At 38.1% G+C, this 25,696-nt stretch carries 26 protein-coding genes; 5 read left to right on the forward strand and 21 right to left on the reverse strand.

Annotated elements, in window-relative coordinates; genetic code table 11:
* The first annotated feature begins 64 nt into the window (after positions 1-64).
* Entirely contained in the window at positions 65-817 is a 753-nt protein-coding gene (locus EPI11_RS00390; RefSeq protein WP_128387978.1) for an SDR family NAD(P)-dependent oxidoreductase, read from the forward strand.
* Between the two features lie 72 nt (positions 818-889).
* Here EPI11_RS00390 and EPI11_RS00395 read toward each other — a convergent pair whose 3' ends face one another.
* From EPI11_RS00395 to EPI11_RS00470, 16 genes are all read right to left on the reverse strand, one after another.
* Positions 890-2,266 (reverse strand): NADH-quinone oxidoreductase subunit N, encoded by a 1,377-nt coding sequence (locus EPI11_RS00395; RefSeq protein WP_128387979.1) that lies wholly within the window; start codon positions 2,264-2,266, stop codon positions 890-892.
* Between the two features lie 8 nt (positions 2,267-2,274).
* Complete coding sequence (locus EPI11_RS00400) at positions 2,275-3,717, reverse strand: complex I subunit 4 family protein (protein WP_128387980.1); 1,443 nt, start codon at positions 3,715-3,717, stop codon at positions 2,275-2,277.
* A 10-nt stretch (positions 3,718-3,727) separates the two neighbouring features.
* Entirely contained in the window at positions 3,728-5,608 is a 1,881-nt protein-coding gene (gene nuoL, locus EPI11_RS00405) for an NADH-quinone oxidoreductase subunit L (protein WP_128387981.1), read from the reverse strand.
* Between the two features lie 6 nt (positions 5,609-5,614).
* Complete coding sequence (gene nuoK / locus EPI11_RS00410; protein WP_128387982.1) at positions 5,615-5,935, reverse strand: NADH-quinone oxidoreductase subunit NuoK; 321 nt, start codon at positions 5,933-5,935, stop codon at positions 5,615-5,617.
* Between the two features lies 1 nt (position 5,936).
* Positions 5,937-6,443 (reverse strand): NADH-quinone oxidoreductase subunit J family protein, encoded by a 507-nt coding sequence (locus tag EPI11_RS00415; RefSeq protein ID WP_128387983.1) that lies wholly within the window; start codon positions 6,441-6,443, stop codon positions 5,937-5,939.
* A gap of 1 nt (position 6,444) precedes the next feature.
* Entirely contained in the window at positions 6,445-6,990 is a 546-nt protein-coding gene (gene nuoI / locus EPI11_RS00420) for an NADH-quinone oxidoreductase subunit NuoI (RefSeq protein ID WP_128387984.1), read from the reverse strand.
* A gap of 39 nt (positions 6,991-7,029) precedes the next feature.
* Complete coding sequence (gene nuoH / locus EPI11_RS00425) at positions 7,030-8,070, reverse strand: NADH-quinone oxidoreductase subunit NuoH (protein ID WP_128387985.1); 1,041 nt, start codon at positions 8,068-8,070, stop codon at positions 7,030-7,032.
* Between the two features lie 3 nt (positions 8,071-8,073).
* The gene (locus tag EPI11_RS00430) at positions 8,074-9,117 is read right to left on the reverse strand and encodes a 2Fe-2S iron-sulfur cluster-binding protein (RefSeq protein WP_128387986.1); all 1,044 of its coding nucleotides are present in this window, start codon (positions 9,115-9,117) and stop codon (positions 8,074-8,076) included.
* Between the two features lie 68 nt (positions 9,118-9,185).
* Positions 9,186-10,553 carry an NADH-quinone oxidoreductase subunit NuoF gene (nuoF, locus tag EPI11_RS00435; protein ID WP_128387987.1) on the reverse strand — a complete coding sequence of 456 codons (1,368 nt, stop codon included), beginning with the start codon at positions 10,551-10,553 and terminating at the stop codon, positions 9,186-9,188.
* Between the two features lie 22 nt (positions 10,554-10,575).
* Complete coding sequence (locus EPI11_RS00440) at positions 10,576-11,100, reverse strand: complex I 24 kDa subunit family protein (protein ID WP_128387988.1); 525 nt, start codon at positions 11,098-11,100, stop codon at positions 10,576-10,578.
* A gap of 4 nt (positions 11,101-11,104) precedes the next feature.
* On the reverse strand, positions 11,105-12,340 hold the full coding sequence (locus EPI11_RS00445) for an NADH-quinone oxidoreductase subunit D (RefSeq protein WP_128387989.1): 1,236 nt from the start codon (positions 12,338-12,340) through the stop codon (positions 11,105-11,107).
* A 22-nt stretch (positions 12,341-12,362) separates the two neighbouring features.
* Entirely contained in the window at positions 12,363-12,884 is a 522-nt protein-coding gene (locus EPI11_RS00450) for an NADH-quinone oxidoreductase subunit C (protein ID WP_128387990.1), read from the reverse strand.
* Positions 12,885-12,891: 7 nt separating this feature from the next.
* A complete protein-coding gene (locus tag EPI11_RS00455) occupies positions 12,892-13,443 on the reverse strand; it encodes an NADH-quinone oxidoreductase subunit B (RefSeq protein WP_128387991.1) in 552 nt (183 codons plus the stop codon).
* Between the two features lie 60 nt (positions 13,444-13,503).
* Positions 13,504-13,869, reverse strand: coding sequence for an NADH-quinone oxidoreductase subunit A (locus tag EPI11_RS00460; RefSeq protein ID WP_128387992.1), 366 nt, complete (start codon positions 13,867-13,869; stop codon positions 13,504-13,506).
* 287 nt (positions 13,870-14,156) lie between these two features.
* Entirely contained in the window at positions 14,157-14,357 is a 201-nt protein-coding gene (locus EPI11_RS00465) for a cold-shock protein (RefSeq protein WP_128387993.1), read from the reverse strand.
* A 226-nt stretch (positions 14,358-14,583) separates the two neighbouring features.
* Positions 14,584-15,201, reverse strand: coding sequence for a porin family protein (locus EPI11_RS00470; RefSeq protein ID WP_128387994.1), 618 nt, complete (start codon positions 15,199-15,201; stop codon positions 14,584-14,586).
* A gap of 82 nt (positions 15,202-15,283) precedes the next feature.
* Between EPI11_RS00470 and EPI11_RS00475 the strand changes: the two genes are divergently transcribed.
* Positions 15,284-15,832, forward strand: coding sequence for a hypothetical protein (locus EPI11_RS00475; protein ID WP_128387995.1), 549 nt, complete (start codon positions 15,284-15,286; stop codon positions 15,830-15,832).
* A 52-nt stretch (positions 15,833-15,884) separates the two neighbouring features.
* Here EPI11_RS00475 and aspS read toward each other — a convergent pair whose 3' ends face one another.
* Both aspS and EPI11_RS00485 read right to left on the reverse strand, forming a co-directional pair.
* Positions 15,885-17,630 carry an aspartate--tRNA ligase gene (gene aspS / locus EPI11_RS00480; RefSeq protein WP_128387996.1) on the reverse strand — a complete coding sequence of 582 codons (1,746 nt, stop codon included), beginning with the start codon at positions 17,628-17,630 and terminating at the stop codon, positions 15,885-15,887.
* A gap of 64 nt (positions 17,631-17,694) precedes the next feature.
* Positions 17,695-18,276: a hypothetical protein gene (locus EPI11_RS00485; RefSeq protein ID WP_128387997.1), complete on the reverse strand. Its 582-nt coding sequence runs from the start codon at positions 18,274-18,276 to the stop codon at positions 17,695-17,697.
* A gap of 189 nt (positions 18,277-18,465) precedes the next feature.
* Here EPI11_RS00485 and EPI11_RS00490 point away from each other — a divergent pair, with 189 nt between their 5' ends.
* From EPI11_RS00490 to EPI11_RS00500, 3 genes are all read left to right on the forward strand, one after another.
* Positions 18,466-19,452, forward strand: a complete 987-nt coding sequence (locus EPI11_RS00490; protein WP_128387998.1) for a TlpA family protein disulfide reductase — start codon at positions 18,466-18,468, stop codon at positions 19,450-19,452.
* Between the two features lie 131 nt (positions 19,453-19,583).
* Entirely contained in the window at positions 19,584-20,528 is a 945-nt protein-coding gene (locus tag EPI11_RS00495) for a TlpA family protein disulfide reductase (RefSeq protein WP_128387999.1), read from the forward strand.
* Positions 20,529-20,818: 290 nt separating this feature from the next.
* Positions 20,819-21,166 carry a toxin-antitoxin system YwqK family antitoxin gene (locus EPI11_RS00500; RefSeq protein ID WP_128388000.1) on the forward strand — a complete coding sequence of 116 codons (348 nt, stop codon included), beginning with the start codon at positions 20,819-20,821 and terminating at the stop codon, positions 21,164-21,166.
* Between the two features lie 55 nt (positions 21,167-21,221).
* Here EPI11_RS00500 and EPI11_RS00505 read toward each other — a convergent pair whose 3' ends face one another.
* The 3 genes from EPI11_RS00505 to EPI11_RS00515 form a co-directional block, all read right to left on the reverse strand.
* Complete coding sequence (locus EPI11_RS00505; RefSeq protein WP_128388001.1) at positions 21,222-22,391, reverse strand: PepSY-associated TM helix domain-containing protein; 1,170 nt, start codon at positions 22,389-22,391, stop codon at positions 21,222-21,224.
* 8 nt (positions 22,392-22,399) lie between these two features.
* Positions 22,400-23,137 (reverse strand): DUF4198 domain-containing protein, encoded by a 738-nt coding sequence (locus EPI11_RS00510; RefSeq protein ID WP_128388002.1) that lies wholly within the window; start codon positions 23,135-23,137, stop codon positions 22,400-22,402.
* 62 nt (positions 23,138-23,199) lie between these two features.
* Positions 23,200-25,623: a TonB-dependent receptor gene (locus tag EPI11_RS00515; protein WP_128388003.1), complete on the reverse strand. Its 2,424-nt coding sequence runs from the start codon at positions 25,621-25,623 to the stop codon at positions 23,200-23,202.
* Between the last annotated feature and the right edge of the window lie 73 nt (positions 25,624-25,696).

Genomic DNA, 25,696 nt, shown 5'->3' on the forward strand with positions numbered 1-25,696 from the left:
TGTTGTATATACAAGTGTCTGTTTGGTAATTCGTAACTTTAGGTATAATTAAAATTTTTCCATTATGTCTTTATTAAAAAACAAAGTGGCAGTAGTTTCGGGCGCGGGATCCGGAATTGGGCGTGCCGTAGCAGAAACCTACGCCCGTGAGGGCGCAAAAGTTGTTATAGCTGATATTAATGTTGCCAATGGTGAAGAAACCGTTGCCAGAATAAAAAAGGAGGGAGGCGATGCTTTTTTTGTAAAAGCAGATTCGTCTACGGCTAAAGATAATAAAATGCTTGTAGAGGCTGTAGTTGAAAAATATGGAAGGTTGGATATTGCCTGTAATAATGCGGGTATGGGTGGAGCAGCTGCACCTACAGGAGAATATGATCCTGAAAGTTGGGATAAGGTAATTGCACTAAATCTTAGTGGTGTTTTTTATGCCTGCCGCTATGAGATCGAACAGATGATGAAAAATGGCGGCGGAAGCATTGTAAACATCGCCTCTATACATGGAACAGTAGCAGCACCAAATAGTGTCGCCTATACTGCCTCTAAACACGGTGTTGTGGGCATCACCAAAAATATAGCATCTGAGTACGGAGAAAAAAATATTCGTTGTAATGCTGTAGGTCCCGGATATATAGAAACACCACTGCTTACAGATCATCTTAATAAAGATATGATGAAAGCAGTAACCGATAAGAGTACTATGAAAAGGTTAGGGACACCTCAGGAAATTGCCGACCTGGTTGTATTCCTAAGTTCAGATAAATCATCATTTACTACAGGCAGCTATATCATTGCTGATGGCGGTTATACAGCTATATAAATTTGGCTGACTGATTTTTAAAAGAAAAAGCCATCGCAATGCGATGGCTTTTTTATATAGAATAGTTTTCTTTTATCTGAAAATAAGTTCCAGTGCAAATGATGGATAAAGTCCCATAGCAATATTAAGAACTAAAGCAATTAAAGCTACTGCACCATAAGTAAAAGGAACAGTTTGTTTTTCGGCAGTACTTTCTTTAGTATACATCGCTATTATAAGTTTAAAGTAGTAACCTAAGCTTATAATAGAATTTATAATAGCCACAATAACAATGGCTACATGCCCTGAGCTAAATACCTGATGGAATAAGAAAAACTTAGCGAAGAAACCTGAGAATATAGGAATACCTGCCATAGATAATAATGAGCAGGTTAATATCCCGGCCATTAATGGATTCGTTTTACCTAATCCGTTAAAATTATATACGTCTTCATTTTCTTTATTTGTACAAACAAAAAGTACAACTGCAAACGATGCTATACCGGCAAGAGTATAGGCGGCCGCATAATAAAATAATGTACCGGCAGTAAATGTAGGGCTAAAGAATACCATTAGCATAAATCCTGCGTGCGATATACCGGAATAGGCCAGCATACGTTTTACACTATTCTGTCTTAATGCCATGATGTTACCTACAGTCATAGACAGTATTGCAACAATACTAATTATTGTAATATAACTTCCCGGAACAGTACGGTTAAGCGTTGTCATTAGTTTAAAGAAAGACGCCATAGCAGCTACTTTTGTAAGCGTGCTCATGGTAGCAGTAGTAAGAGTAGGAGATCCTTCATAAACATCCGGTGCCCAGAAATGGAAAGGGACAGCGGCAATTTTAAATAAAAGGCCAATAGTAAGCATTACAATTCCGATAAAAAACCATCCAGGGACATTATTGTTTTCAAGTAATGCACCATATATAACACCAGTGTCAAAAGAGCCGATTGCACCATAAATAAGTGCTATACCAAAAAGAATGATACCCGAAGCAAATGCTCCCATAAGGAAGTATTTCATACCTGCTTCATTACTCTTTAAATTTTTAGGTTCACTTGCAGCCAATACATATAGAGATATTGATAAGATCTCAATTCCTAAGAAAAACATTGCCAGGTTACCAAACGTTACCATAGCGATAGCTCCTGTTAAAAGAAAAAGTTTTATGGCAACAAAATCAGATATTTTAGCTTTGTGTTCTTTATGAACTACGGGCGTAAGGGCTATTAGAAATATAGCAAGTATTATAAACAGACTTGTAAAAGCTACAGAAAAAGTATCTGTAATTATCATGTTGTTAAAATAACTTAAAGTCTTGCCATAATCAGCTACGTTAAGGACCAAAGAACCTAATAAACCAAGTATGGTTATGGGTACAATTGCTTTCCTTAAATTGAATATTTCAGCTATAAGGCATAAAATCCCTAATCCTGCAATAGCTACTAATGTATACATCTTTTGGCTTAATTAAATCTGTTTATTTGTAATAAAATCTTCTGGAGATCCGGCGTAATAAAGTCTACTATTGGTTTTGGATATAGGCCAAAGAATAATAGTACTGCAATGATGATAACAAAAACAAAACCTTCACCAAAAGTAATATCGGCAAATAATTTAGCATTTTGTTCACCAAGCATTACCTGCTGGAACATTCTAAGCATATAGAAAGCACCCAATATTATAGTGGTACCTCCAATTACTGCAAACCATATATTTGTTTGAGCCATACTGTAAAGCAGCTCAAATTCTCCTACAAAGTTAAAAGTAGATGGTAACGCTACCGATGCAAGCACCAGTATCATGAACATCGACGTGAATTTAGGTGTTTGTATCCTTATACCGCCCATTTGGCTAATTTCGGTAGTATTGTACCTACGTTGAATAATTTCGGCAGCATAGAATAAACCTACTACTACAAAACCGTGAGCAATCATTTGAAGGAAAGCACCACGAAGTCCGTCCAGTGTCAATGTGTAAGCTCCTGCAGCAATAAGGCCAACGTGAGCAAGTGAAGAATAAGCAAGCAGTTTTTTAAGATCGTCTTGTTTTAAAGCCAGTATTGATCCGTAAATAACACCGGCAATACATAATCCTATTAATACATACATATACTCTGCAGCTGGATTTGGCGCTATTGGCAGTTGCCATCTTATGATACTGTATATTGCCATTTTAAGCATAATACCAGATAATAGCATAGTACCTGCTGTAGGCGACTTTTGATACACATTAGCCTGCCATGTATGGAAAGGGATAATAGGAATCTTAATGGCATAAGCCAGGAAGAAAGCTAAGAATATCCAAAATTGTTCTTGTGGAGTAAGGAATGCTCTATACAAGTGAATGTTAAGGAACGATCCTGTTCTTTGATACAGATAGATAAATGCGATTAGCATGAATATTGAACCTGCAAAAGTATAGATAAAGAATTTTATCACTGATTTTCTTCTGCTTTCAGCATCTCCACTACCCCATATAAGAGCTATAAAGTAGATTGGAATTAATGATAATTCCCAGAAAATATAATATACAAAACCATCTGCACTTAAAAATGTACCTGCCATGGCAAATGCCATGAACATGATTAATGCATAAAAGCTTCTGGCTTTTGGGATACTATTTTTAAATGACGCTAATATAATAATTGGCGTAAGTGCTGTAGTTAACAATAACATGGATAATGAAAGGCCATCACCCTGAAAATTAATAAGGATGCGTGGTGCTTTTATCCAGTTCATTGTCAGGTCAACACCCATACCCTGGTTAAAGAGGTAAGTAACATAAATAGCAGCGGCAAAAGCGGCAGTGCTAAAAAACAATGCTGCTTTAGAAGCCCATTTATCGCCTACAAAAAATGTAGCGGCTGCTCCAAATAATAAGATAATAAGTACAAATGATACGTCCATCAGGTATGAATTATTTTGCCAGAAATATATAAACAATTATTGAGCACAGCCCTAGTACAAAAGCAAATAGGTAAAAACCTATACTACCATTCTGGATGGTTTTGCCTTCGTTACTTAGCATATTTACTGCTTTACCAAGTCCAAAAATAACACTGGAGAATAAAGCTTCGGTAACATCTCTAAAGAAAGCAGCTAAAGCATACAGCGGTTTTACAATTATAGCCGTGTAGATCTCGTCTACATAAAATTTGTTGTATAATACTTTTGCAAAGCCGGTAATCTCACTTTCTTGTGCCGGTACCAAGGCCTGCTTAATATATTTGGTATAAGCAATACCAATTCCTATAAGTGCTCCTACAACAGCAAGCCCCATCAACATATAAGCAGTTCCGTCTAATTCATGATGTACAGCCGGTTTAGCTAAAACAGGAGCAAGGTAATGATTTAACCAGCTGCTGCCCGGTAAGCTTATTAAACCACCCACTAATGCTAATGCAGCAAGAATGATAAGTGGGAATGTAATTAATGAAGGAGATTCATGTAAATGATGTTTCTGCTCTTCTGTACCTCTAAAGCTTTTGTAAAAAGTAAGGTATAGTAAACGGAACATATAAAAAGCTGTCATGATCGATGCAAGAGATGCGATGATCCAAAGTGCTTTATTGTGGTGGAAAGCCGTCATTAAGATCTCATCTTTAGAGAAGAAACCAGAGAATGGAGGAAGTCCTGATATAGCAAGTGTAGAGATAAGGAAGGTTATAAAGGTAATTTTCATTACTTTTTTTAGTCCACCCATATTACGCATGTCCTGCTCACCATGTAAAGCGTGAATGACAGAACCTGATCCAAGGAATAAACAAGCTTTAAAGAAAGCGTGGGTTATTACATGGAAAACAGCGATCTCATAAGCGCCAAGCCCAAGAGCAAGGAACATTAATCCTAATTGAGATACTGTAGAGTAAGCCAATACTTTTTTAATATCGTTTTGAACTAATCCTATTGCTGCAGCGACTAATGATGTTATAGCACCTACAATCGCAATGATGTTCTGTACATCTGGAGCAAGGTTAAACAGGAAGTTCATCCTTGTTATCATAAAAATACCTGCTGTTACCATAGTAGCAGCGTGGATAAGTGCCGATACAGGAGTTGGTCCTGCCATCGCATCCGGCAACCATGTATATAATGGTATTTGTGCACTTTTACCACATGCACCAATGAAAAGGCATAAAGCAGCAATGCTTAACCAGCCCATATCAACTTCTGCGCCTGTTGCAATAGCAGTACTAATAGTATTATAATCCACCGAGTGGAACAAGTAACCAATGATAAAGATACCGATAAGGAAACCAAGGTCACCTATACGATTCATGATAAATGCTTTTTTTGCAGCATCGTTATAATCCTGGTTTTTATACCAGAACCCGATAAGAAGGTAAGAGCAAAGTCCAACACCTTCCCAGCCAATAAACATAATAAGTAAGTTACTACCCATTACCAGTATGATCATAAAGAATACAAACAGGTTTAAGTAAGCGAAGAACTTGTGCATGTTCTCATCGTCATGCATGTAGCTTATAGAGTAAACATGGATAAGTGTACCTATACCGGTAACAAACATTAACCAAAGCAATGATAATTGATCCAGTTGGAAACCAAAGTTCACTTTAAAGTTAGCCATAGTTAGCCATTCGAAAAGGTCTACCATAACCGGCACTTTTGTGCTGTTTACCTGTAAGAAAAAGAAAAGTGTAACCGCAAAAGATACGGCAACTGTAAGGGTTCCTAATGTGCCCGATACTGTTTTACCTAATTTTTTTCCGAAGAAAATATTAAGCAGGAAACCTGCAAACGGGGCGAGTAGTAATAGTAAAGCCAAATTTGTCTCCATTAGGGGTTATCCTTTTAAATTTTTTAAATTATCGATGTCAATGTTGTTTAGGTTTCTGTAAACGGCTACCAATATGGCAAGACCTACAGCAACCTCTGCAGCAGCTACAGCCATAGAGAAGAATACAAAAACCTGCCCTGAAGCGTCCTGATGGTAAGTAGAGAATGCTACTAACAGTAAGTTTACTGCATTAAGCATAATTTCTACCGACATGAACATTACGATCGCATTTCTTCTGTAAAGAACACCGAATATACCTATACAAAACAATAATGTAGAAAGGTAAATATAGTTTTCGATGCCTATTTGTTGTAATATATTTTCCATACTAGTTATTGATATGTTCTTTTTTAGATAACAATACGGCACCAATCATAGATACAAGTAATAATACCGATGCAAATTCAAATGGCACCATGTATTCGTTAAGCAATACCTGTCCTAAAACTTTTATAGATTGGTAATCCTGACCCGATACTTTGTATTCTGTAATAACCGGCTGTGCTTTAATAAAGGCAGCAAGCAGTACAAATGCCACAAGGCAAAATGAAATTACAGCAGATATCCGGGTGAGCATTGATTTGTTCTTTTCATCCTCTTTGTTGAGGTTCATAAGCATTATCGTAAAAAGCATAAGGATCATGATAGCCCCTGAGTAAACGATAACGTGTACAATTGCCAAAAACTGTGCATTGAACATTAGGTAATGTCCTGCAATTGAGAAAAAGCAAAGTACAAGATAGATAGCACTATGGATTGGGTTTTTGCTAAAAATGGTCAAAAACGCAGTCGCTAATGTTATGGCCGATAAAATGTAGAATAACGTTAGTAGCATCTTAGTTTACAGCTTTTAATTGAGTATTTCTCATGGCTTGGTCAAGAGGCATAACCAGCTTGTCTTTACCAAAGATAAAATCTTCTCTGTTAGTATTCGATTTCACCATAACCTTAGATTTAGTAAGGTAGATAGCCTGTTTAGGGCAAGCCTCTTCACACAGTCCGCAAAAAATGCAGCGCAGCATGTTTATCTCATAGATAGAAGCATATTTTTCTTCCCTGTACAGGTGTTTTTCATCCGGCTTTCTTTCGTCAGCTTTCATGGTAATTGCCTCAGCAGGGCAGGAAAGAGCACAAAGACCGCAGGCAGTACAGCGTTCTTTACCTTCTTCATCGCGCATCAGCATATGCTGTCCGCGGTAAACAGGACTAAGTTCACGGGTTTGCTCCGGGTACTTAATAGTTACTTTTCGTTTAAATAAGTGCCTGATCGTGATAAACAATCCTTTAAAGATCGCTACAAGATAAAGGCTCTCCAAAAAGGTCATCTTTTTATTAGAGACCTCCTTTTTTCTTCCCGATAATGATATGGTTTCTATTGACATTGTATCTATCGTTTTACCTTTTCAGGTATAATTTCTTAATTATATTGCTTTATCGTGCAGTAACAGCACAATTGCTGTGATAATAATATTTGCGATTGAAAGCGGTATAAGCATTTTCCATCCAAGACGCATTAACTGGTCATAACGGAATCTTGGAATCGTCCAGCGCACCCACATGTAAAAGAAGATAAAGAAGCACAGTTTAGCAAACAGCGCAAACATACCTATTACATTAGCAATATTAACCCCTACATTTTGTTCCATCCAGTCCATACCCGGGTAGTTGTAAGCACCAAAGTAAAGCACAGCAAGAATTGTAGAAGAGATAAACATACTCGCATATTCAGCAAACAGGTAGAAACCCATTCGCATAGACGAATACTCTGTATGGTAACCCCCAATAAGCTCAGCCTCACACTCAGCAAGGTCAAAAGGGGTACGGTTTGTTTCAGCAAAAGAACACACAAGGAAGATAAGGAAACCTACCGGCTGGTAAAATACATTCCAGTTCATTCCGCTTTGTTGTTCAGCAATTTCTTTAAGGCTTAATGTTTGTGTCATCATTACTAATGCAATGATCGACATTCCCATGGCAACCTCATAAGAGATCATTTGAGAAGCAGCACGCATAGCACTCATTAAAGAGAACTTATTGTTAGATGCCCATCCACCAATCATAATACCATAAACACCTACAGACAGTACACCAAATACATAAAGTATCGCTACATCAATATCGGTTGCCTGTAGTATAATGTCCCTTCCAAATAAATGAAGTTTATCACCCCACGGAATAACAGCACTGGTCATTAATGCCATACTCATGGAAATGGCAGGACCTGTAACAAAAAGAAATTTATTTTGAGTGTTTGGAGTAAACTCTTCTTTAGCGAATAGTTTTAAACCGTCAGCAAGAGGCTGAAGAATACCACCTTTACCGGCTCTGTTCGGACCTATACGATCCTGAAGCCATGCAGCAATTTTTCTTTCAGCTAGAGTAGAGTACATCGCCATAAGCATTGTTAAGGCAAATACCGAAATAATGATGACGCTTTTTTCTATGATTATTGCTTGATCCATCTTTTATACTTTACCTTCTTTAAACACCTGCTCTTCTTCTTTTTTAAGAGGAATTGCCGGCATACTTATTTTTTTACGATCCTGGTCACGTCCTAAAAGGATGTTTTTCTCGGTTTCAATAACAACCGTATCCAGTTTTCTTGTATAATTATTCTGGTTGATTACAGAGTCCTTCTCAAACTTCCTCGGACCTTCAATAACCCAGTCTTTAGGATCTTTGTGATCAAAACGACAGCTGTTACAAATAAACTCTTCTACTTCATGGTACACGTCTTTACGGGCAGTAACCCTTTGTATTTCGTCACCAAACATCCATAGTGTTGTTTTACCACAGCATTTGTCGCAATCTCTGTGCGCATTGTAAGGTTTATTAAACCATACCCTTTGTTTAAATCTAAAGGTTTTATCTGTAAGCGCACCTACCGGGCACACATCGATCATATTTCCGGAGAACTCATTGTCTATAGCTTTAGAAATGCAGGTAGATATCTGAGAATGATCACCACGGTTTACAACACCATGTACCCTGCTGTCAGTAAGCTGGTCTGCAGTCATTACACAACGGTAGCAAAGAATACAACGGTTCATGTGAAGTTGTATGTTCGGGCCGATATTTTCAGGTTCAAAAGTTCTTTTCTCTTCAATAAAACGTGTTTTAGAAGAACCGTTCTTAAAGCTCAGGTTCTGTAAATCACATTCACCGGCCTGGTCGCAAACAGGGCAGTCCAGCGGGTGGTTTATCAATAAGAATTCGGTAACAGATTTTCTGGCATCAACAACCCTTTCGGATGAGATACTTTTTACTTCCATACCGTCCATAACACCCGTTACACACGATGCCATAAGTTTAGGCATCGGTCTAGGATCAGCTTCACTACCTTTAGAAACTTCTACAAGGCAGCAACGGCATTTACCACCGCTTCCTTTAAGTTTAGAATAGTAGCACATTGCCGGCGGCACGGATTCGCCGCCTATCATTCGTGCAGCCTGCAGGATGGTGGTCCCCGGTTCTACATCTATTTCCTGTCCGTCTATTGTTACTTTCATATTCTTTGTGGTTGAAAGTTTTTAAAGCACTAAACTTTATAACTCTCGACTTTTAACTTTATGACTCCTTATATTACTTCTTTCGCAACTAAATGTTTTACCTTTTCAAAAGGCTCTGCGACAAAATGGTCTCTGTTTTTAATTTTTTCAGGGAAACGAACGTGGTATTCAAATTCATCTCTAAAATGGCGGATCGCTGCTGCCACCGGCCATGCTGCTGCATCACCTAATGGGCATATAGTATTCCCCTCGATCTTACGCTGGATATCCCAAAGCAAATCAATATCTTCTTCACGGCCATGACCGTTTTCAATTCGGTGCAATACTTTTTCCATCCATCCTGTACCTTCACGGCAAGGAGAACATTGGCCACAGCTTTCGTGGTGGTAAAAGCGGGAGAAGTTCCAGGTGTTACGTACCATACAAGACGTATCGTTATACACGATAAATCCGCCCGAACCTAACATAGATCCCGTTGCAAAACCACCTTCACTAAGTGATTCGTAGCTCATTAAACGGTCTTCACCTTCGGCAGTTTTATAGATAAGATGCGCAGGTAATACCGGTACTGACGATCCTCCCGGGATCAGTGCCTTTAACGGTCTGTCATCCATCATTCCACCTAAGTATTCGTCAGAGTTCATGAACTCATAAACACTAAGGCCTAAATCTATTTCATATACTCCAGGATTTTTTACATGTCCTGAAGCCGATATTAATTTTGTTCCTGTAGAACGGCCAATACCAATTTTAGCATACTCTGCACCTGTATTGTTCACGATCCATGGCACAGCTGCGATAGATTCTACATTGTTTACAACAGTAGGGTTTGTCCATAATCCGCTAACAGCAGGGAATGGTGGTTTAATCCTTGGATTACCTCTTTTTCCTTCTAATGATTCGATCAGTGCAGTCTCTTCACCGCAGATATATGCTCCGGCACCGCAATGCACATGAAGGTCAAGGTCGAAACCAGAACCTAAAATGTTTTTTCCAAGCCATCCTGCAGCATAAGCTTCTTTAATGGCGTTTTCTAAAATGCGGTATACCCACATGTATTCGCCACGAATGTATATGTATGATAAGTTACACCCAAGGGCATAACTGGAAGTAATCATTCCCTCGATCAATAAGTGGGGGATGTACTCCATTAAATATCTGTCTTTAAATGTTCCGGGTTCAGATTCATCGGCATTACAAACCAGGTGCCTTGGCTTTCCTGATTTCTTATCGATAAAACTCCATTTCATACCCGTAGGGAAACCAGCTCCACCACGGCCTCTTAACCCAGAGGTTTTAACTTCTTCCACTACTTCGTCCGGAGTCATGCTTTTTATAGCTTTCTCCACAGAGGCATAACCGCCTACTTTGCGGTATACTTCATAGGTTTTAATACCCGGTACGTTTGCGTGCTCTAATAATATTTTCCTTGCCATTGGTACTGTGTATAATGGTCTGTTAGTGTAAATTCACTTTATTGTCCCTGCACTCATCAATAAGTGCATCGATTTTCTCTTTTGTCAGGTGCTCTTTGTAATAGTCACCTAACTGAAGCATTGGTGCATAACCACATGCTCCAAGGCATTCTACGCCTACAACACTAAAGTTTCCGTCCGGTGTTGTTTCACCTTCTTTAATACCCAGTTTGCTGCATGTATAGTCCATCAGGTCTTCTGCTCCACGAATGGCACAGCAGGAAGTCCTGCAAAATTCAAACATATATTTACCTACTGGCTTCTGATTGAACATGGTATAGAATGAAGCTACCTCATACACCTCGATAGGCTGTACTTCCAGTATCTCGGCAACCCTGTCCATAAGCTCTATACTCAGCCAGTTATCGTGCGCATCCTGCACTTCGTGAAGTACCGGCAGCATAGCCGATTTTTTCTTGTCGGCAGGGTAGTGGCTCAAAAGCTCGTTGATACGCTCTGTTAGCTTCGCATCAATATTTATAACCTGTTTAGCGTGTGAAATTTCCATAATCTTAAGCGTCTAGTTCGCCTGCAATAACATTGAGGCTTGATAATGTTGCAATGGCATCAGATAGCATCTGCCCTTTTACCATGTCATTAAAGGCCTGGTAATATATAAAGCATGGCCTGCGGAAGTGAAGCCTGTAAGGCGTACGGCTGCCGTCGGTTATAAGGTAAAAGCCAAGTTCACCATTACCGCCTTCTACCGGATGGTATACTTCGGTTACTGGCACAGGAACTTCGCCCATTACAATTTTAAAGTGGTATATCAATGCTTCCATGTTTGTGTACACATCCTCTTTTGGCGGAAGGTAATAATCAGGAACATTAGCATGGAAAGGGCCTTCAGGCATTTTTGCCAGGGCTTGTTTAATAATACTTAAACTTTCCCAAACTTCGGCGTTACGCACACAGAATCTGTCATACGTATCTCCAGATTTTCCAACAGGAATATCAAATTCAAAATCTTCATACGAGCTGTACGGTTGCATAACACGAATGTCATAATCTACACCGGCAGCACGAAGGTTAGGGCCTGTAAAGCCATAACTTATAGCTTTTTCAGCAGATATAGGGCCTACATCGATAGTACGGTCCATGAAAATCCTGTTTCTTGAAAGCAGGTTTTCAAATTCTGTCCATATAGCTGGGAACTCTTCTAAGAAGTCGTTTATTTTTTTAAATGCAGCAGGGCTCCATTCTCTTTCGAAACCGCCAATTCTTCCCATGTTAGTGGTAAGGCGTGCTCCGCATATCTCTTCGTATATCTCGTATATTTTTTCACGGTATTGGAAAACATATAAGAAACCTGTAAGCGCACCGGTATCTACACCTAATACAGAATTACAGATGATATGGTCTGCAATACGTGCAAGTTCCATTATAATAACCCTAAGGTATTGTACTCTTTTTGGAACCTCTATGTTCAGGGCTTTTTCCAAAGTCATCCACCAACCCATATTGTTAATTGGGGCAGAGCAGTAGTTCATCCTGTCTGTAAGTGGGGTTATTTGGTAAAACGGCCTGTTTTCGGCAATTTTCTCAAAAGCACGGTGAATATAGCCTACAGTACCTTCTCCATCAAGTATTCTTTCTCCATCCATTAGCAGGATATTCTGGAAAATACCATGGGTTGCAGGGTGTGTAGGGCCAAGGTTTAGTATAGAAAGCTCGCTTCCGTCTTCATTTTGCCTTTTCTTGATCTCTTCGGCATAGCGATGCTCTGGTGGTAATAACAGGTCTGACATTTAATACTTATTTCAGTTATTATTAGCAATTATCTGGTGTACGCCCAAAGAAACGGTCATCCTTATCGGTACGTCCGCCGTCTTCAAGAGGGAATTCTTTTCTCATGGGGAAAGATGTCATCTCATCCATGTTCAATATCCTTTTCAATTGCGGGTGGCCCTTGAAAATTATACCATAAAAATCATAGGTTTCACGCTCCTGCCAGTTAGCACTTAAAAAGTGGTTGGTAGCTGTTTCAATTTCCGGGTTATCACCGTTAAGGAAACATTTAAAGCGGATTCTCACATTGTCATACCAGTTATGCATATGGTATACTACTGCAAACTGTCTGTCTTTTTCAGAGTCCGGGTAGTGAATACCGCATAGGTCGGTAAGGAAGTTGAAACGTAAAACAGCATCCTCTTTAAGGAAGCCCATTACTTCGGCCATTGATGCCGAATCTACTTCAAATGTAAATATATCGTGTACTTGCGTAAATCCGGTTACTTTATCACCAAATTTATCACTAAGCTTGTTTTGTATTACTGTTGTTTCTAAAGCCATTTTTAACTTATGAAATATTATAAGATGCCAATAGTTCCTGGTACTCCGGTGAGCTTCTTCTTCTAACAGATTCAGATCTCACCAAATCCTGAAGTTTCATTACACCGTCAAGAATTTGTTCCGGCCTTGGTGGGCATCCCGGTACATAAACGTCTACAGGTATTATTTTATCGATACCCTGAAGAACAGAGTACGTATCAAAAATACCACCTGAAGAAGCACATGCGCCAACAGCGATAACCCAGCGGGGCTCTGCCATTTGCTCATATACCTGACGTAAAATAGGTGCCATTTTTTTAGCGATGGTTCCCATTACCAAAAGCATATCTGCCTGGCGGGGAGAAAAACTCATACGCTCTGATCCAAAACGTGCCACGTCATAGTGAGACGCCATGGTTGCCATAAACTCAATGCCACAGCATGAGGTAGCAAATGGTAAAGGCCAAAGTGAATTAGCACGTGCCATACCCACAACGGTATCCAGTTTGGTTGCAAAAAAGCCGTTTCCTTCAAATCCTTCCGGAGCGTCGACTATTTTTATATCTGATGAATTACTCATTTTAATTTAGTTTTGATTGTCAGGTAATTAGCGTCAAAAACTATACCCAATTAACCTTGTTTATTCCCACTCCAAACCTTTTTTCTTCATGACGTAGAAGAAACCTACGATAAGGAAAATCATGAAAATGCCCATTTTTATTAATCCGTCAAGACCCATTTCACGGAAATTCACCGCCCAAGGGTACATGAATATTACCTCTACATCAAATAATACGAACAATATTGCTACCAGAAAGTATTTTACAGAGAAAGGGATACGTGCATTACCTACTGATTCTACACCACACTCAAAGTTTTTGTCTTTATTTACCGAATTTCTTTTAGGGCCAAGTTTGCTCGATACGAATATAGTACCGGCCACAAATCCAACTGCCAGAAGCATTTGCATGAATATTGGGAAATAATCTACCTGATTTGTCTGCATAACTAGTGTTTAATTTAAAAACAATTCACAAATATACACGTCATACCTTAACAAATTGAACGTTTTTTTGAGAGAAAAAGAATAACGCCTTAATTTTTATTGGTTCTAAATAAAAAATAATTAGCCTGTTTTTCAGGGAGTATATTGATTTGGTCTAATAATTTTTTATTAGTTAAATTTTTCTTAAAAAAATTCTTAAAAAAATGAATAATAATAACCGTATTGCATAAAAAAACCGCCCTTAAAGGGGCGGTTTGATTCGTTTAGAGGTAATCGCACTATATTTATTAGTCTTGCATAGCTACTACCTGAGCTGCTACTTTACCTTTTTTTCCTTCTTCTTCTTCATAGCCAACTTTGTCGCCTTCACGTAATCCTTCAGCCCTTAGGCCTGTAGCGTGAACGAAAATGTCTCTGCCTGTTTCGTCGTCAGTAATGAATCCATAACCTTTAGATTCAATAAAAAATTTCACTTTGCCTGTTCGCATTCTGTAATAAAAAAAAATAATAATGGCCAAAGGTAAACTTTATTCCGATATCACAAAATGGACGGTTAAAATTTTAGGAAAATTTATTGATTAACAGTGTGTTCACTCTTTAAGTATTGATTTTTTCCTACAAATAATATTGATTTAAAAACGGCTATTTAGTGCTAAAAAGCTCTTATTTTTATGGCATATTTAAGCACTTGTTTGAGTGATAAATTGTATGTTTTTACATGTTGGATTCCCATGTCAAAACAAAGTTAAAAGCATTCATTTTAATTTTATAATCCGGCATGTCACTTATATTTGTTAGGCCAAGATTATTTCTTAGCGACAAACTAATGTGATGTTTGTCGTCTACCTTAAATTGTGTGCCTATTCCGGAGCTAATGCCTAAGTCGAGCATTTTAAACTCACTTCCGCCTGCTACTTCTGAGGTTTGTTCTTTTCCGTCAATAAAGAAAGTATCATCGACAAAAAAACCTGCATAAGGTCCTGCCTGTACAAAGAAGTTCTTTTTAGGGCCTATATAGTATTTAGCGTTAATAGGTACTGTTATGTAATGCATCCTAACCTTTGCGGGGATTTCGCTATTGTTATATCCTTCTGTAAAAGTTTTAGGAGTTTTTCTTTCATAATTCACATTTGCTAAGAGCGAAAGTTTATCATTTATAGGCACTTCCAGGCCAAAACCAATAAGAAAGTCCAATCCATATTTAAAATCTTCGCTGGAATCGCCTGTAAAGTTAGAAAGTGTTGCTCCTGCGTTTATACCAAGTTTTGTTTCTCCCTGTGCCGACATAATAAAGGAGGTTGATAACATAAGGAATAGTAAAAGTTTTTTCATTTAATTGTATTTGTAATTTTAATCGTGCAAAAATAGGCAAACAGCTTATTTTTTTTATAGTTTAGTTGTTAAATGTGTCGTTATGAAAATGGATAAGAAATTCAATACCCTTACTTTAAAAAAGTACTTCTATTATATTGATAATCATAAGAAATATACTGATTTTAATACCCTGGGTTTGTACCGTTCGTTAACAGAAAATAAAAAGCTGGATATAGCGGAGAAAATCCAGGTGCGCGATTATGCGCATACTTTCTTTCTGAAGCAATTTGAATTTTTACAAATTAAAGATCCACTTACTTATAGTGACGTTATTTCATTAGGTTGTGAGCTTACTAAGGCTGATGAACATCAAATGTGGCTTGATATAAAAAACTATCAGGAGAGAACCTTAAAAGATAAACGTATTAAGCACCGTAATTTTGGTGTGTATTCGAAACATATGTGTGGCTATGATGATTGTCGTTTTAACGGTATAATGATACGAGAGGGCTCGCCTTTGGAAGAATGTAGCATGAGAGGCTTTAGTAATGATGCAAAGTGGAAATCAGAAAAGATTAAAATAGAAAGGAAGAATTCAGGTCGAATCATCCAAAAAGAAATGAACTTAGTAATTCAGGAACATTCATAAAAAAAACCCGGATAGTTACTATTATCCGGGTTTGTAAATTTTAAGCCTTATACTATTTAAGTCTTATATGTAATTCGTCAAGTTGTGTGTTGTCAATTGCAGAAGGAGCATCGATCATTACATCACGGCCCGAGTTGTTTTTAGGGAAAGCAATAAAGTCCCTAATTGTTTCCTGTCCGCCAAGTATTGCTACCAAACGGTCAAAACCAAAGGCCAATCCTCCATGTGGTGGTGCTCCAAACTGGAAAGCATCCATAAGGAATCCAAACTGTGCTTTAGCCTGCTCTTCGGTAAAACCTAAATATTTAAACATAAGCGACTGTGTTGCTTTGTCATGGATTCTTATCGATCCGCCGCCTATTTCGTTACCATTCAATACAAGGTCATAAGCATTTGCTCTTACAGCTCCTGGGTTGGTTTCTAATAACGGCATATCTTCCGGTTTAGGAGATGTGAACGGGTGGTGCATCGCGTGGAAACGTTCGCTGTCTTCATCCCATTCTAATAATGGGAAATCTACAACCCATAGTGGTGCAAATACCTCAGGATCTCTTAGGCCTAAACGTGTAGCAAGTTCCATACGCAATGCGCTAAGGCGGGTACGTGTTTTGTGTGCATCACCAGATAATACTAGTATTAAGTCGCCCGGTTTTGCTCCGGTAATTTCAGCCCATTTTTGTAAATCCGCCTGATCGTAGAATTTATCTACCGATGATTTTATAGAACCGTCAGCTTCATATTTAGCATATACCATTCCGCTTGCGCCTACCTGTGGGCGTTTTACCCAGTCAATAAGCCCGTCAATTTCTTTACGGGTATAGGTAGCAGCTCCCGGTACAGCAATCCCCACTACAAGCTCTGATGTATTGAATACAGCAAAATCTTTGTGTTGTGCAGCTTCGTTTAGTTCGCCAAACTCCATTCCAAAACGGATATCCGGTTTGTCGTTACCATATTTTTTCATGGCTTCGTCATAGGTCATTCTAGGGAATGCACCTGTGTCTATACCTTTTACTTTTTTTAATAAGTGGCTTGCAAGCCCTTCGAAAACGCCAATGATGTCTTCCTGCTCTACAAATGCCATTTCGCAGTCAATCTGTGTGAATTCCGGCTGTCTGTCTGCACGAAGGTCTTCATCACGGAAACATTTTACGATCTGGAAATATTTATCCATACCGCCTACCATAAGCAATTGCTTGAATGTTTGTGGTGATTGTGGCAATGCATAAAATTGTCCTTCATTCATTCTTGACGGAACTACAAAGTCACGTGCACCTTCAGGTGTCGATTTTATAAGCACTGGAGTTTCTACTTCTATAAAGCCCTGAGCAGAAAGATAATTTCTTACCTCCATAGCTACAGTGTGACGGAAAAGCAAACTGTTTTTTACCGGATTACGTCTAATGTCCAGGTAACGGTATTTCATACGGATGTCTTCACCACCATCTGTTTCGTCTTCAATAGAGAATGGAGGGGTAAGTGCAGCATTAAGTATGGTAAGCTCATTCACCAGGATCTCGATATCGCCGGTAGCCATTCCCGGGTTTTTAGACTCACGTTCTATAACGGTGCCCTTAACCTGAATAACAAACTCCCTGCCCAGTGTTGCCGCTTTTTCGATAACCTCTTTTTGCGTGCGCACTTCGTCAAAGATTAATTGTGTAATCCCATAACGATCTCGAAGGTCTACCCATATAAGGAATCCTTTATTACGTGATTTTTGCACCCATCCGGCTAATGTTACTTCCTGGTTGATATGTGAAGCGTTGAGCTCTCCACAATTATGGCTTCTATACATTATTTGATAAATTTTGAAGTGCAAATTTAGCAACTAATGTTTACAAAGCATAAAAACATTTAGACTATCTTGTTTTACTCTTGTCAGTCTCTTTAAAGGAATCGATAATTGCCACCATTTTCTTTTCAGACTTTTTGCGGTTATCTGCATGTGTCCATACCATAACCTGGTAATAAGTAGTACTCCCTTCTATAAAGGCAAGCTTCCAGTATACTTTGTTTCCGGCTGCTATTCCTTCAAATGAAAGTAACCTGGCTTTAAGTCCGTTTATAGTTGTTTCTTCAAAATCCGGCAGCTTTTTTATGGATATGGATGGATCCATTCCATCTGTAATGAATTTAGAATAGCCTTCCAAATTATTTTTGTAAGTTGAGCCTAATGAATTTTGCTCCAGTGCTTTTATAAATGCTGCTTTTGGTTCATCTATTACTATAAGGAAGAAATCATTAAAAGTATCCTGATATTGCAGCGAAGCCTCTTCATTAAGGTTATTTGTTTTGGTTAAAGAAACTGGTACTTCTATAGTATATCGCTTTTCAATATCTACAGTCTGTGTTTCTTTTTTGCAGGATGAAAGCAAACCCACTATCAGTAGTAAGTATATAGCTTTTGCTTTCATACCAATAGAGTAAGGATGTGTTGTCATGAGTTCCCGTTTTACGGTTGATTATATTTTGCTTTTAAAATGTAGCTAAAGCCACTATGCAATTTAAGAATAATTGAACGAACAGTAGGAAGTTTTTTATACTTTTATGGTTCGAAAGTAAAATAGTAGTGTACTATTTCGTTTATTTCAGGATTGAAACTTATTTTTATACCGACTAAAACTTAAAACATGAAAAAAATCGTATGGGTATTCCTTTTTGCTTTTGCGGGGGTATATGCACAGGCTGACAAAGTAAAATTTGCAGCAAAAATTGAAAACAGGAACAGCGACTCATTGGTTATCAGGTCACAAAAGTTCACAAAAGTTATAAAATCTGATACTAAAGGCAATTTTAAAGACGCCTTTGCTGTAGAACCTGGATTTTACCAACTTTTTGATGGCACTGAAGTTGCATCTGTATATCTTAAAAATGGTTTCGACCTGAATATGACCATGAATGCAAAGCAGTTTGACGAAACTTTATCTTTTAAAGGTAAAGGCGAAAAAGAGAATAACTTTCTTGCTAAAATGGGAATGCAGAACGAAACTTTAGGCGAAAAGCTTAAAACGGTTAGCGATCCTGCCGAACAAACAAAATTGATTGAAGGATTATTGACTAAGATCGAAACGGATATTAAAGATCCTGGGATGGATGAAAGTTTCCGTTCAATCCTGAGTCAGCAAATCCAGGGGCAGCGTCAGCAAATGGGAGAGATGGCAGCACAGTCGGCTAAAAATGAGAAGATGAAAGGACAGTCATCACCATCATTTGCCTATGAGAATTTTAAAGGCGGAACAACCAAGCTGGAAGACTTTAAAGGAAAATATGTATATGTAGACGTTTGGGCTACATGGTGCGGACCTTGCCGTCAGGAAATTCCTTTCCTTCAAAAAGTAGAAGAGAAATACCATGGCAAAAAGATCGAATTTGTGAGTATATCTGTAGATCAGATGAAAGACCATGAAAAATGGAAAAAAATGGTTGCAGACAAATCGTTAGGCGGAGTACAACTGTTTGCAGATAAAGACTGGAGCTCAGCTTTTGTACAGGCTTATGGTATAAATTCTATTCCTCGATTCTTATTAATAGGCCCTGATGGAAAAGTAATAGACCCGGATGCTGCGCGACCATCTGATCCTGCATTGGTAGAGCAATTAGACAAATTACTTAAGTAATTTAGATCTTAGTGTAAAATATGAACCGGATGTTATGTCCGGTTTTTTTATAGAATAGATTTTTCTGGTTTAATAAGTATTTGTCTTTGGGGTGAAAAAACTTATTTTTACACCACTAACTAAAACTACAAATGAAGAAATTATTTTTATTATGCCTGTTTGCTTTTGTAAACCTGTATGCGCAGACAGATACAGATAAAATGAATTTTGCGGCAGTGATACAAAACCGAAACAGTGACTCGCTATTTCTATCGGCAAAAGGATTTAAAAAGGTTATTCTAGCCAATGCCCAGGGCGAATTCAAGGATTCGTTTGCTATCCCAACAGGTCTATACGAACTTTTCGACGGAACCGAATATGGCCAGTTGTTTTTAAAAGCAGGGTATGACCTGAACATGACTGTAAATGCTAAAGATTTCGATAAGACACTTGCTTTTACCGGAAAAGGGTCAAGGGAGAATAATTATTTAGCAAGCTTGGCTACAATAGATATAGACGCTGCTTTTGATATGGAAAAAGCCAGAAAAGATGCATACATTTATATGTCTTTGGATAATGACATGAAGTTGGCTTTTAAAAAAGAATCTGAAGAGAATGCTGCGGAAGCATTAAAAAGGAAAGAGCAAAAAGAAGCACTAAAAAAATTAAACGGTACTCAGTCTCCGGATTTTGACTATGAGAATTTTAAGGGAGGGACAACCAAGCTTAAAAAGTTTAAAGGCAAGTATGTTTATATCGATGTATGGGCTACATGGTGTGAACCATGTAGACAGCAAATACCGGCGCTTCAAAAAGTAGAGGAAAAATACAAGAATAAGAAGATTGCTTTTGTGAGCATTTCTGTAGATAAGAAGAAAGATTATGAAAAATGGAAGAAGCTGGTTAAAGATGAAGCTTTGGGAGGTATTCAATTAATTGCCGATAATGCATGGAAATCTGAATTTGTAACAGCTTATGGTATAAATTCTATCCCAAGGTTCATACTAATAGATCCGGATGGTAAAATTGTTGATGTAGATGCTCCAAGACCATCAGACCCTAAACTTGTAGAACTACTGGATACGTTATTAAAATAATTCACAATGTTATCTTAATGTTAAGAATCATGATGATAATCAGGCTTTTTTTATCATCTCGAGGTAGTATAAGTATATAAAATCTATTGTTTTTGTAAAATGCTTAATTATAGGGTGTAAGCTAAACTATTAGTGAAATAAGGTGATTCCAAAGATTTTGTAATTTCCCAATGTTAAGTTTTGCATTGTGTTATCAAATTGTTAAGCGAATGTGTTATTTGTGTAAATTAATTTCTTTAAATTTGTTATAGAGATTGATAGAAAATATAACCTTAAACACAAGAACTGATATGAAAAAGATTTTATTTGCCGGATTACTGCTATCAGCAGGTGTGTTATCAGCCCAAAATAAAGATCACGATTTTACAATAGAAAACAATATAGTAAAAGCAGTATACTACTACGATAACGGTAACGTTAAGCAGGAAGGCTTTTACAAAGAAGGTAAATTACATGGCAGTTGGACTGCTTTCAACGAAAATGGAACAAAACAATCCATGGGAGAATATGTTAACGGCACTAAAACCGGGAAGTGGTTTTTTTGGACCGGTACAGTTCTAAATGAAGTGGATTATGCCAACAGCAGGATCGCAGAAGTTAAAACCTGGTCGAAAGACGCTGTGGCGGTAACTAAATAATAGTTAGTATTGTTTAGTGGAAAAGGCTGTAAGTAATCTTACAGCCTTTTTTATTTTATGCTTTAGCGGTTTTCTTATTGGTGCGTCCCCACCATATAATAAATCCTGTTAAGGGTAGCATACCGCAGATAAAACTGGCAATAAAGGCCAATATTTTCCCCGGAATTCCTAATATGGCTCCTACGTGTATATCGTAGTTTGCATTAATAAGCTTTTCCCCAAAATTCTTATCATCCTGGTTACGCTCCGTTAAAAGCTTTCCTGTGTACTGATCGAATTGCATACTATGAGAAACATAATACACACCTTCATACTGCTGTACATATACATCGATCACTCCGGTACTATCCTGTGGCTGTGAGAATGAAAAGCCTTCGGCTTCCTTATGTTTAGACAGGGCAGAGGCGTAGGCTTTTTCGAAAGCAGCTGTTTTATTGCCGTTATCTGTAACTACAGACTTTCCTTGTTCTATTTCCGGCTGGGTCAAAGTACCGGATCCTGCTACATATACCAGTGCCTGAAACCATGTAAAGGCCCAAACCATACCTGTAAAGGCAATGATAATAGCAATGGAAGCAATGTAAAAGCCAAAGATATTATGGAGGTCATAGTTTTTTCTTCGCCATTTTGTAGTGTCTTTCCACTGAAACCATAAGCGCTGTTTACGGGCACTTTTGTTTTTGGGCCACCATAGAATGATACCCGAAATAAGCATGACCACAAATATAAAAGTAGACCACCCTATAATTTGCTGACCGATAGGTATAGTTAGCAAAAGACTCCAATGCAGCATTTTTACGATATTGAAAAAATTCATTTCTTCATCATAGATGCCTTTTACTTTACCGGTATAAGGATCTACGTAAATAGAGAGGTAATGTTTTATGCTGCCAAAATAAGTAATAGCACCTTCAACACCCTCATAGCAATGGAACACCACTGTTTTTTCAGGATCTTTAGAGATGTTTACACTGTTTATTTTTTTATCAGGCCCAAGCATGGCTTGTGTTTCGTTCCATAAACGGCTTAGGGGTATAGAAGTTTCTTTTACCTGTTCTACATACATTTCATCACTGCGAAGCGCATCGGTTATTTCTTCTGCAAAAACATAAAGGCATCCTGTTATACTCAGTAATAAAACAATAAGCCCGGACGCAAGCCCGAGCCAAAGATGGATCTTACCAACCCATTGTTTAAAGGTCTTTTTCTTTTTTGTCTTCGCCATCCTTAAAGCTATTTTTTAACAGCAGGAATGCAGTAGGTTGCACAATGCCATATAAAACCATAGTCTTTTCCATTATAGCTTCCTGGTACTTCTTCTTTTTTGGTAACCTCCATTATGTATTTAGTGTTCCATGGCAGGCTGAATTTTATAATACCATCCTTATCGGTATTTATTTTTTTAGACCATAGGTCTGAAACAAAAATGGTAACCTCCGATTCTTTTAAAGGCTGCCCTTTATACAGAATTTTAAAAACCGCCTCACCATTTTCGGTATGTGCTTTTTTAGTAAGGTCTACAATTGCCATTCCTTCAGGATTTACTCCAGCAGTTTCGTTAGCCTTGTTACCTACTTCTACTTTTGCAGTGGCGTGGTAATGTGTCTTAAAGATGCCAAAATCATACTGAGTATAATCTACCACATCTATTTTATTGTTGTTAAGTACAACGGTATAGGTGCCGTTTGTTTTTGGTTCGAATGATCCGCTGTAAAACAAATCACCCGGTTGCATTTGCAACTGGTTTTTTTCTCCGTTAGGGCTAATTACCCAAACCGTGAAGTTTTTCATTTTGCCAAAAGCTTCTTCGTTCACCTTTTCCTGTACACCATACGTATATTCGCCAAAGAAAACTTTTAGATCCTGTTTTTTGTTAATCTTGCCAACAGGGTTGGTTTCTACCCACATAAAATGAGCAAAACTATTAAGAGATACCAGTAGCAGTAGTACTGCAAAAATTGATTTTTTCATATTTTTTAGAGTAAAAGCTATCACCCTTTATAGAGAAGGATGATAGCTGATTTTGTTTGAAATTAAAACTTATAAGACATGCCAACCCTGAATGTTCTTGGCGGTTCGGTCTGCCAGTAGTACGATTTTACGTCTCCAAATGAATAGGCCGAACCGGTATACAGGTATTTATCAAGAATATTAAATACGTTTGCTGTGAATTTAACAGCTCCTGTTTCATAAGAAAGTCCCCCGTCCAGTTTAAAGTAATTTGGTAGTTTCTCGTTGCCTGCTCCCCAGTTATCAGTAGCACGGTCGGCAAGATAAGTGAACCCGGCTGATGCTCCCAAGCCTTTAAGCTTACCGTCCTGAATTGTATAATTTACCCATGCATTAGCTGTGTGCTTTGAATATCCGGGTACTACATCGCCTTTTTTAATATTTGTCACACCCGGTGCTACTTCGGTAACAATGGCTTCTGTAAATGCATAGTTGGCTATAACATTTAAGCCGTCTATAATTTTACCTCTTACGTCAAATTCAATTCCCTGTGCTCTTTTTTCACCTAATATAATTTTAAAGACCTCAGTAGGTTTATTATCAGGATCTGAAGTAAGCTCATCTTTCTTTAATATTCTATAAACAGAAAGTGTTGTGCTCCAAGATCCGTCAAACCAATCTCTCTTAATACCAAACTCTGTATTGTTTCCCGTAAGTGGTTTTATACTCTCTTTATTTCTCATTATACCACTTTGTGGTGTAAAAGCCTGATCATGTAAGCCATAAACAGCTGTGTTTTTATCAATAGAGTAGCTTAAGCCTACACGTGGACTAAAATGGTTGTCAGATGAAGTTTCTCCAAAACTTGTCTGACTTACATATGTATATCTTCCCGCAAGCGTTAATCTTAGCTTGTTTTCAAAAAATCCAAGCTCATCCTGGAAATAACCGGCTGCATACTTAGAAGTGATTATACCGCCAGCTCTTTCTTTAAGAGGTGTATCACGGTCAAAATCAGGAAAACCATTAGCTGGAGGTCCATAGTTTGGAGCATAGATATTAAATGGTTTATCATATGTATCCAGATCATGAGATTGACCCCAGTCTGCAATATATTCTTTATTGCCAAGATCTACACCACCTAATATTTTGTGGCTTACAGCACCCGTCATAAACTTACCGTTTACAAAAAACTGTCCTAAGTACATAGTGCTTTCAGCATCCCAGATCCCTACGTTCCTTATTAGTTCTCCTTCTTTTAATAGTGTTTCACCCTCTTTGTTTTTTAAAGATCCAACGGCTGATGGCCATGAGCTGTATCCTTTTTGAAGGTATTTAAAGTAAGATGTTTGTGCTGTAATCTTCCAGTCGCTGTTAATTTGATGCTCTAACATTAAATAAGCACTATGATCGTTCATTTTTGTGTCTGGCAAACCAGGCTGGGTTAGTGTTAGGTCTCTTGGAGTAGAAGCATAACCTCTTGATTCGGGTCCAAAAACATAGAACGAACCTACCTCAGTCATATTCGCACGCTGATAGTTGTATTCGGCAGTTATTTTAGTTTTGTCATCTGCCTGGTAGGATAGTACCGGAGCAATTACATAACGGTCATTATGTTCATAAGGACGGTGTGATCCTTTTTTTTGTGCTGCCAGGTTAAGGCGGTACAACAGTTTGCCATCTTTAGTAAGTTTACCATCAAGGTCGGCACTGGCTCTGTAAAAATCATAGCTTCCGCCCATAACAGATACTTCACCCTTTGTTTCGCCTGTTGGTTTTTTGGTAACTACATTATAAAGTCCGCTAGGGTCACCGTTAGCAAGCATAAAACCTGCCGGGCCTTTTACGAACTCAATGTGGTCTACAAAACTCATGTCTTCTGTAAGCGGTCCCCAAAAAGAGGATACTACGTTAAATCCATTACGAAATGCCTGTATTTGAGAACCACGCATGGTAATGTTAGTATACATGTCGCCCCAATGCTCTAAACGCACAGCGCCACTCACGTTACGGATAACTCCGTCACTCATGCTGATGATCTGTTGGTCTTTTAGTGTTTGGTTGCTTACTACCTGAATGTTTTGAGGAATCTCTAAAACAGGAGTATTTAAACGTAGCGATGATGATATTTTGCCTGTTTTATACTTGTTTTTCTTTTCCTGAATTACTACTTCGTCCAGTTGTTCCTGGCTTTCTGATAATGTAAAGTTTTTAACTACCGTAGTGTTGATAACAACAATGATATTATCCTCAATTGTTGCAATACCTACTGCCGAAGCACGAAGTACATAAGTACCGGGTTTAATATTTTTTATTTCATATTGCCCCTGTTGATTACTCACAGCAGAGTAGGAGGTACCTTTAAGTGTTACCGTGATGTTTTCGGCCGCGGCGTTGTTGTTTAAAGTAATTTTACCACTTATTCTGCCTCGATCCTGCGACCATAAGGCTATGCTACTGAAGAAGATCAGTAAAAATAAAATTTTCTTAAATGCAATTGTATTCATTTTTGTTTGTTTGATTTGTTGCGGCAAAAGTAAATGTGAATAAATTACTATGCAAATTATTTTTACTTATTCT

The organism is Flavobacterium cerinum (assembly GCF_004028155.1).
In the GTDB taxonomy this organism is placed as follows: Bacteria; Bacteroidota; Bacteroidia; order Flavobacteriales; family Flavobacteriaceae; genus Flavobacterium; species Flavobacterium cerinum.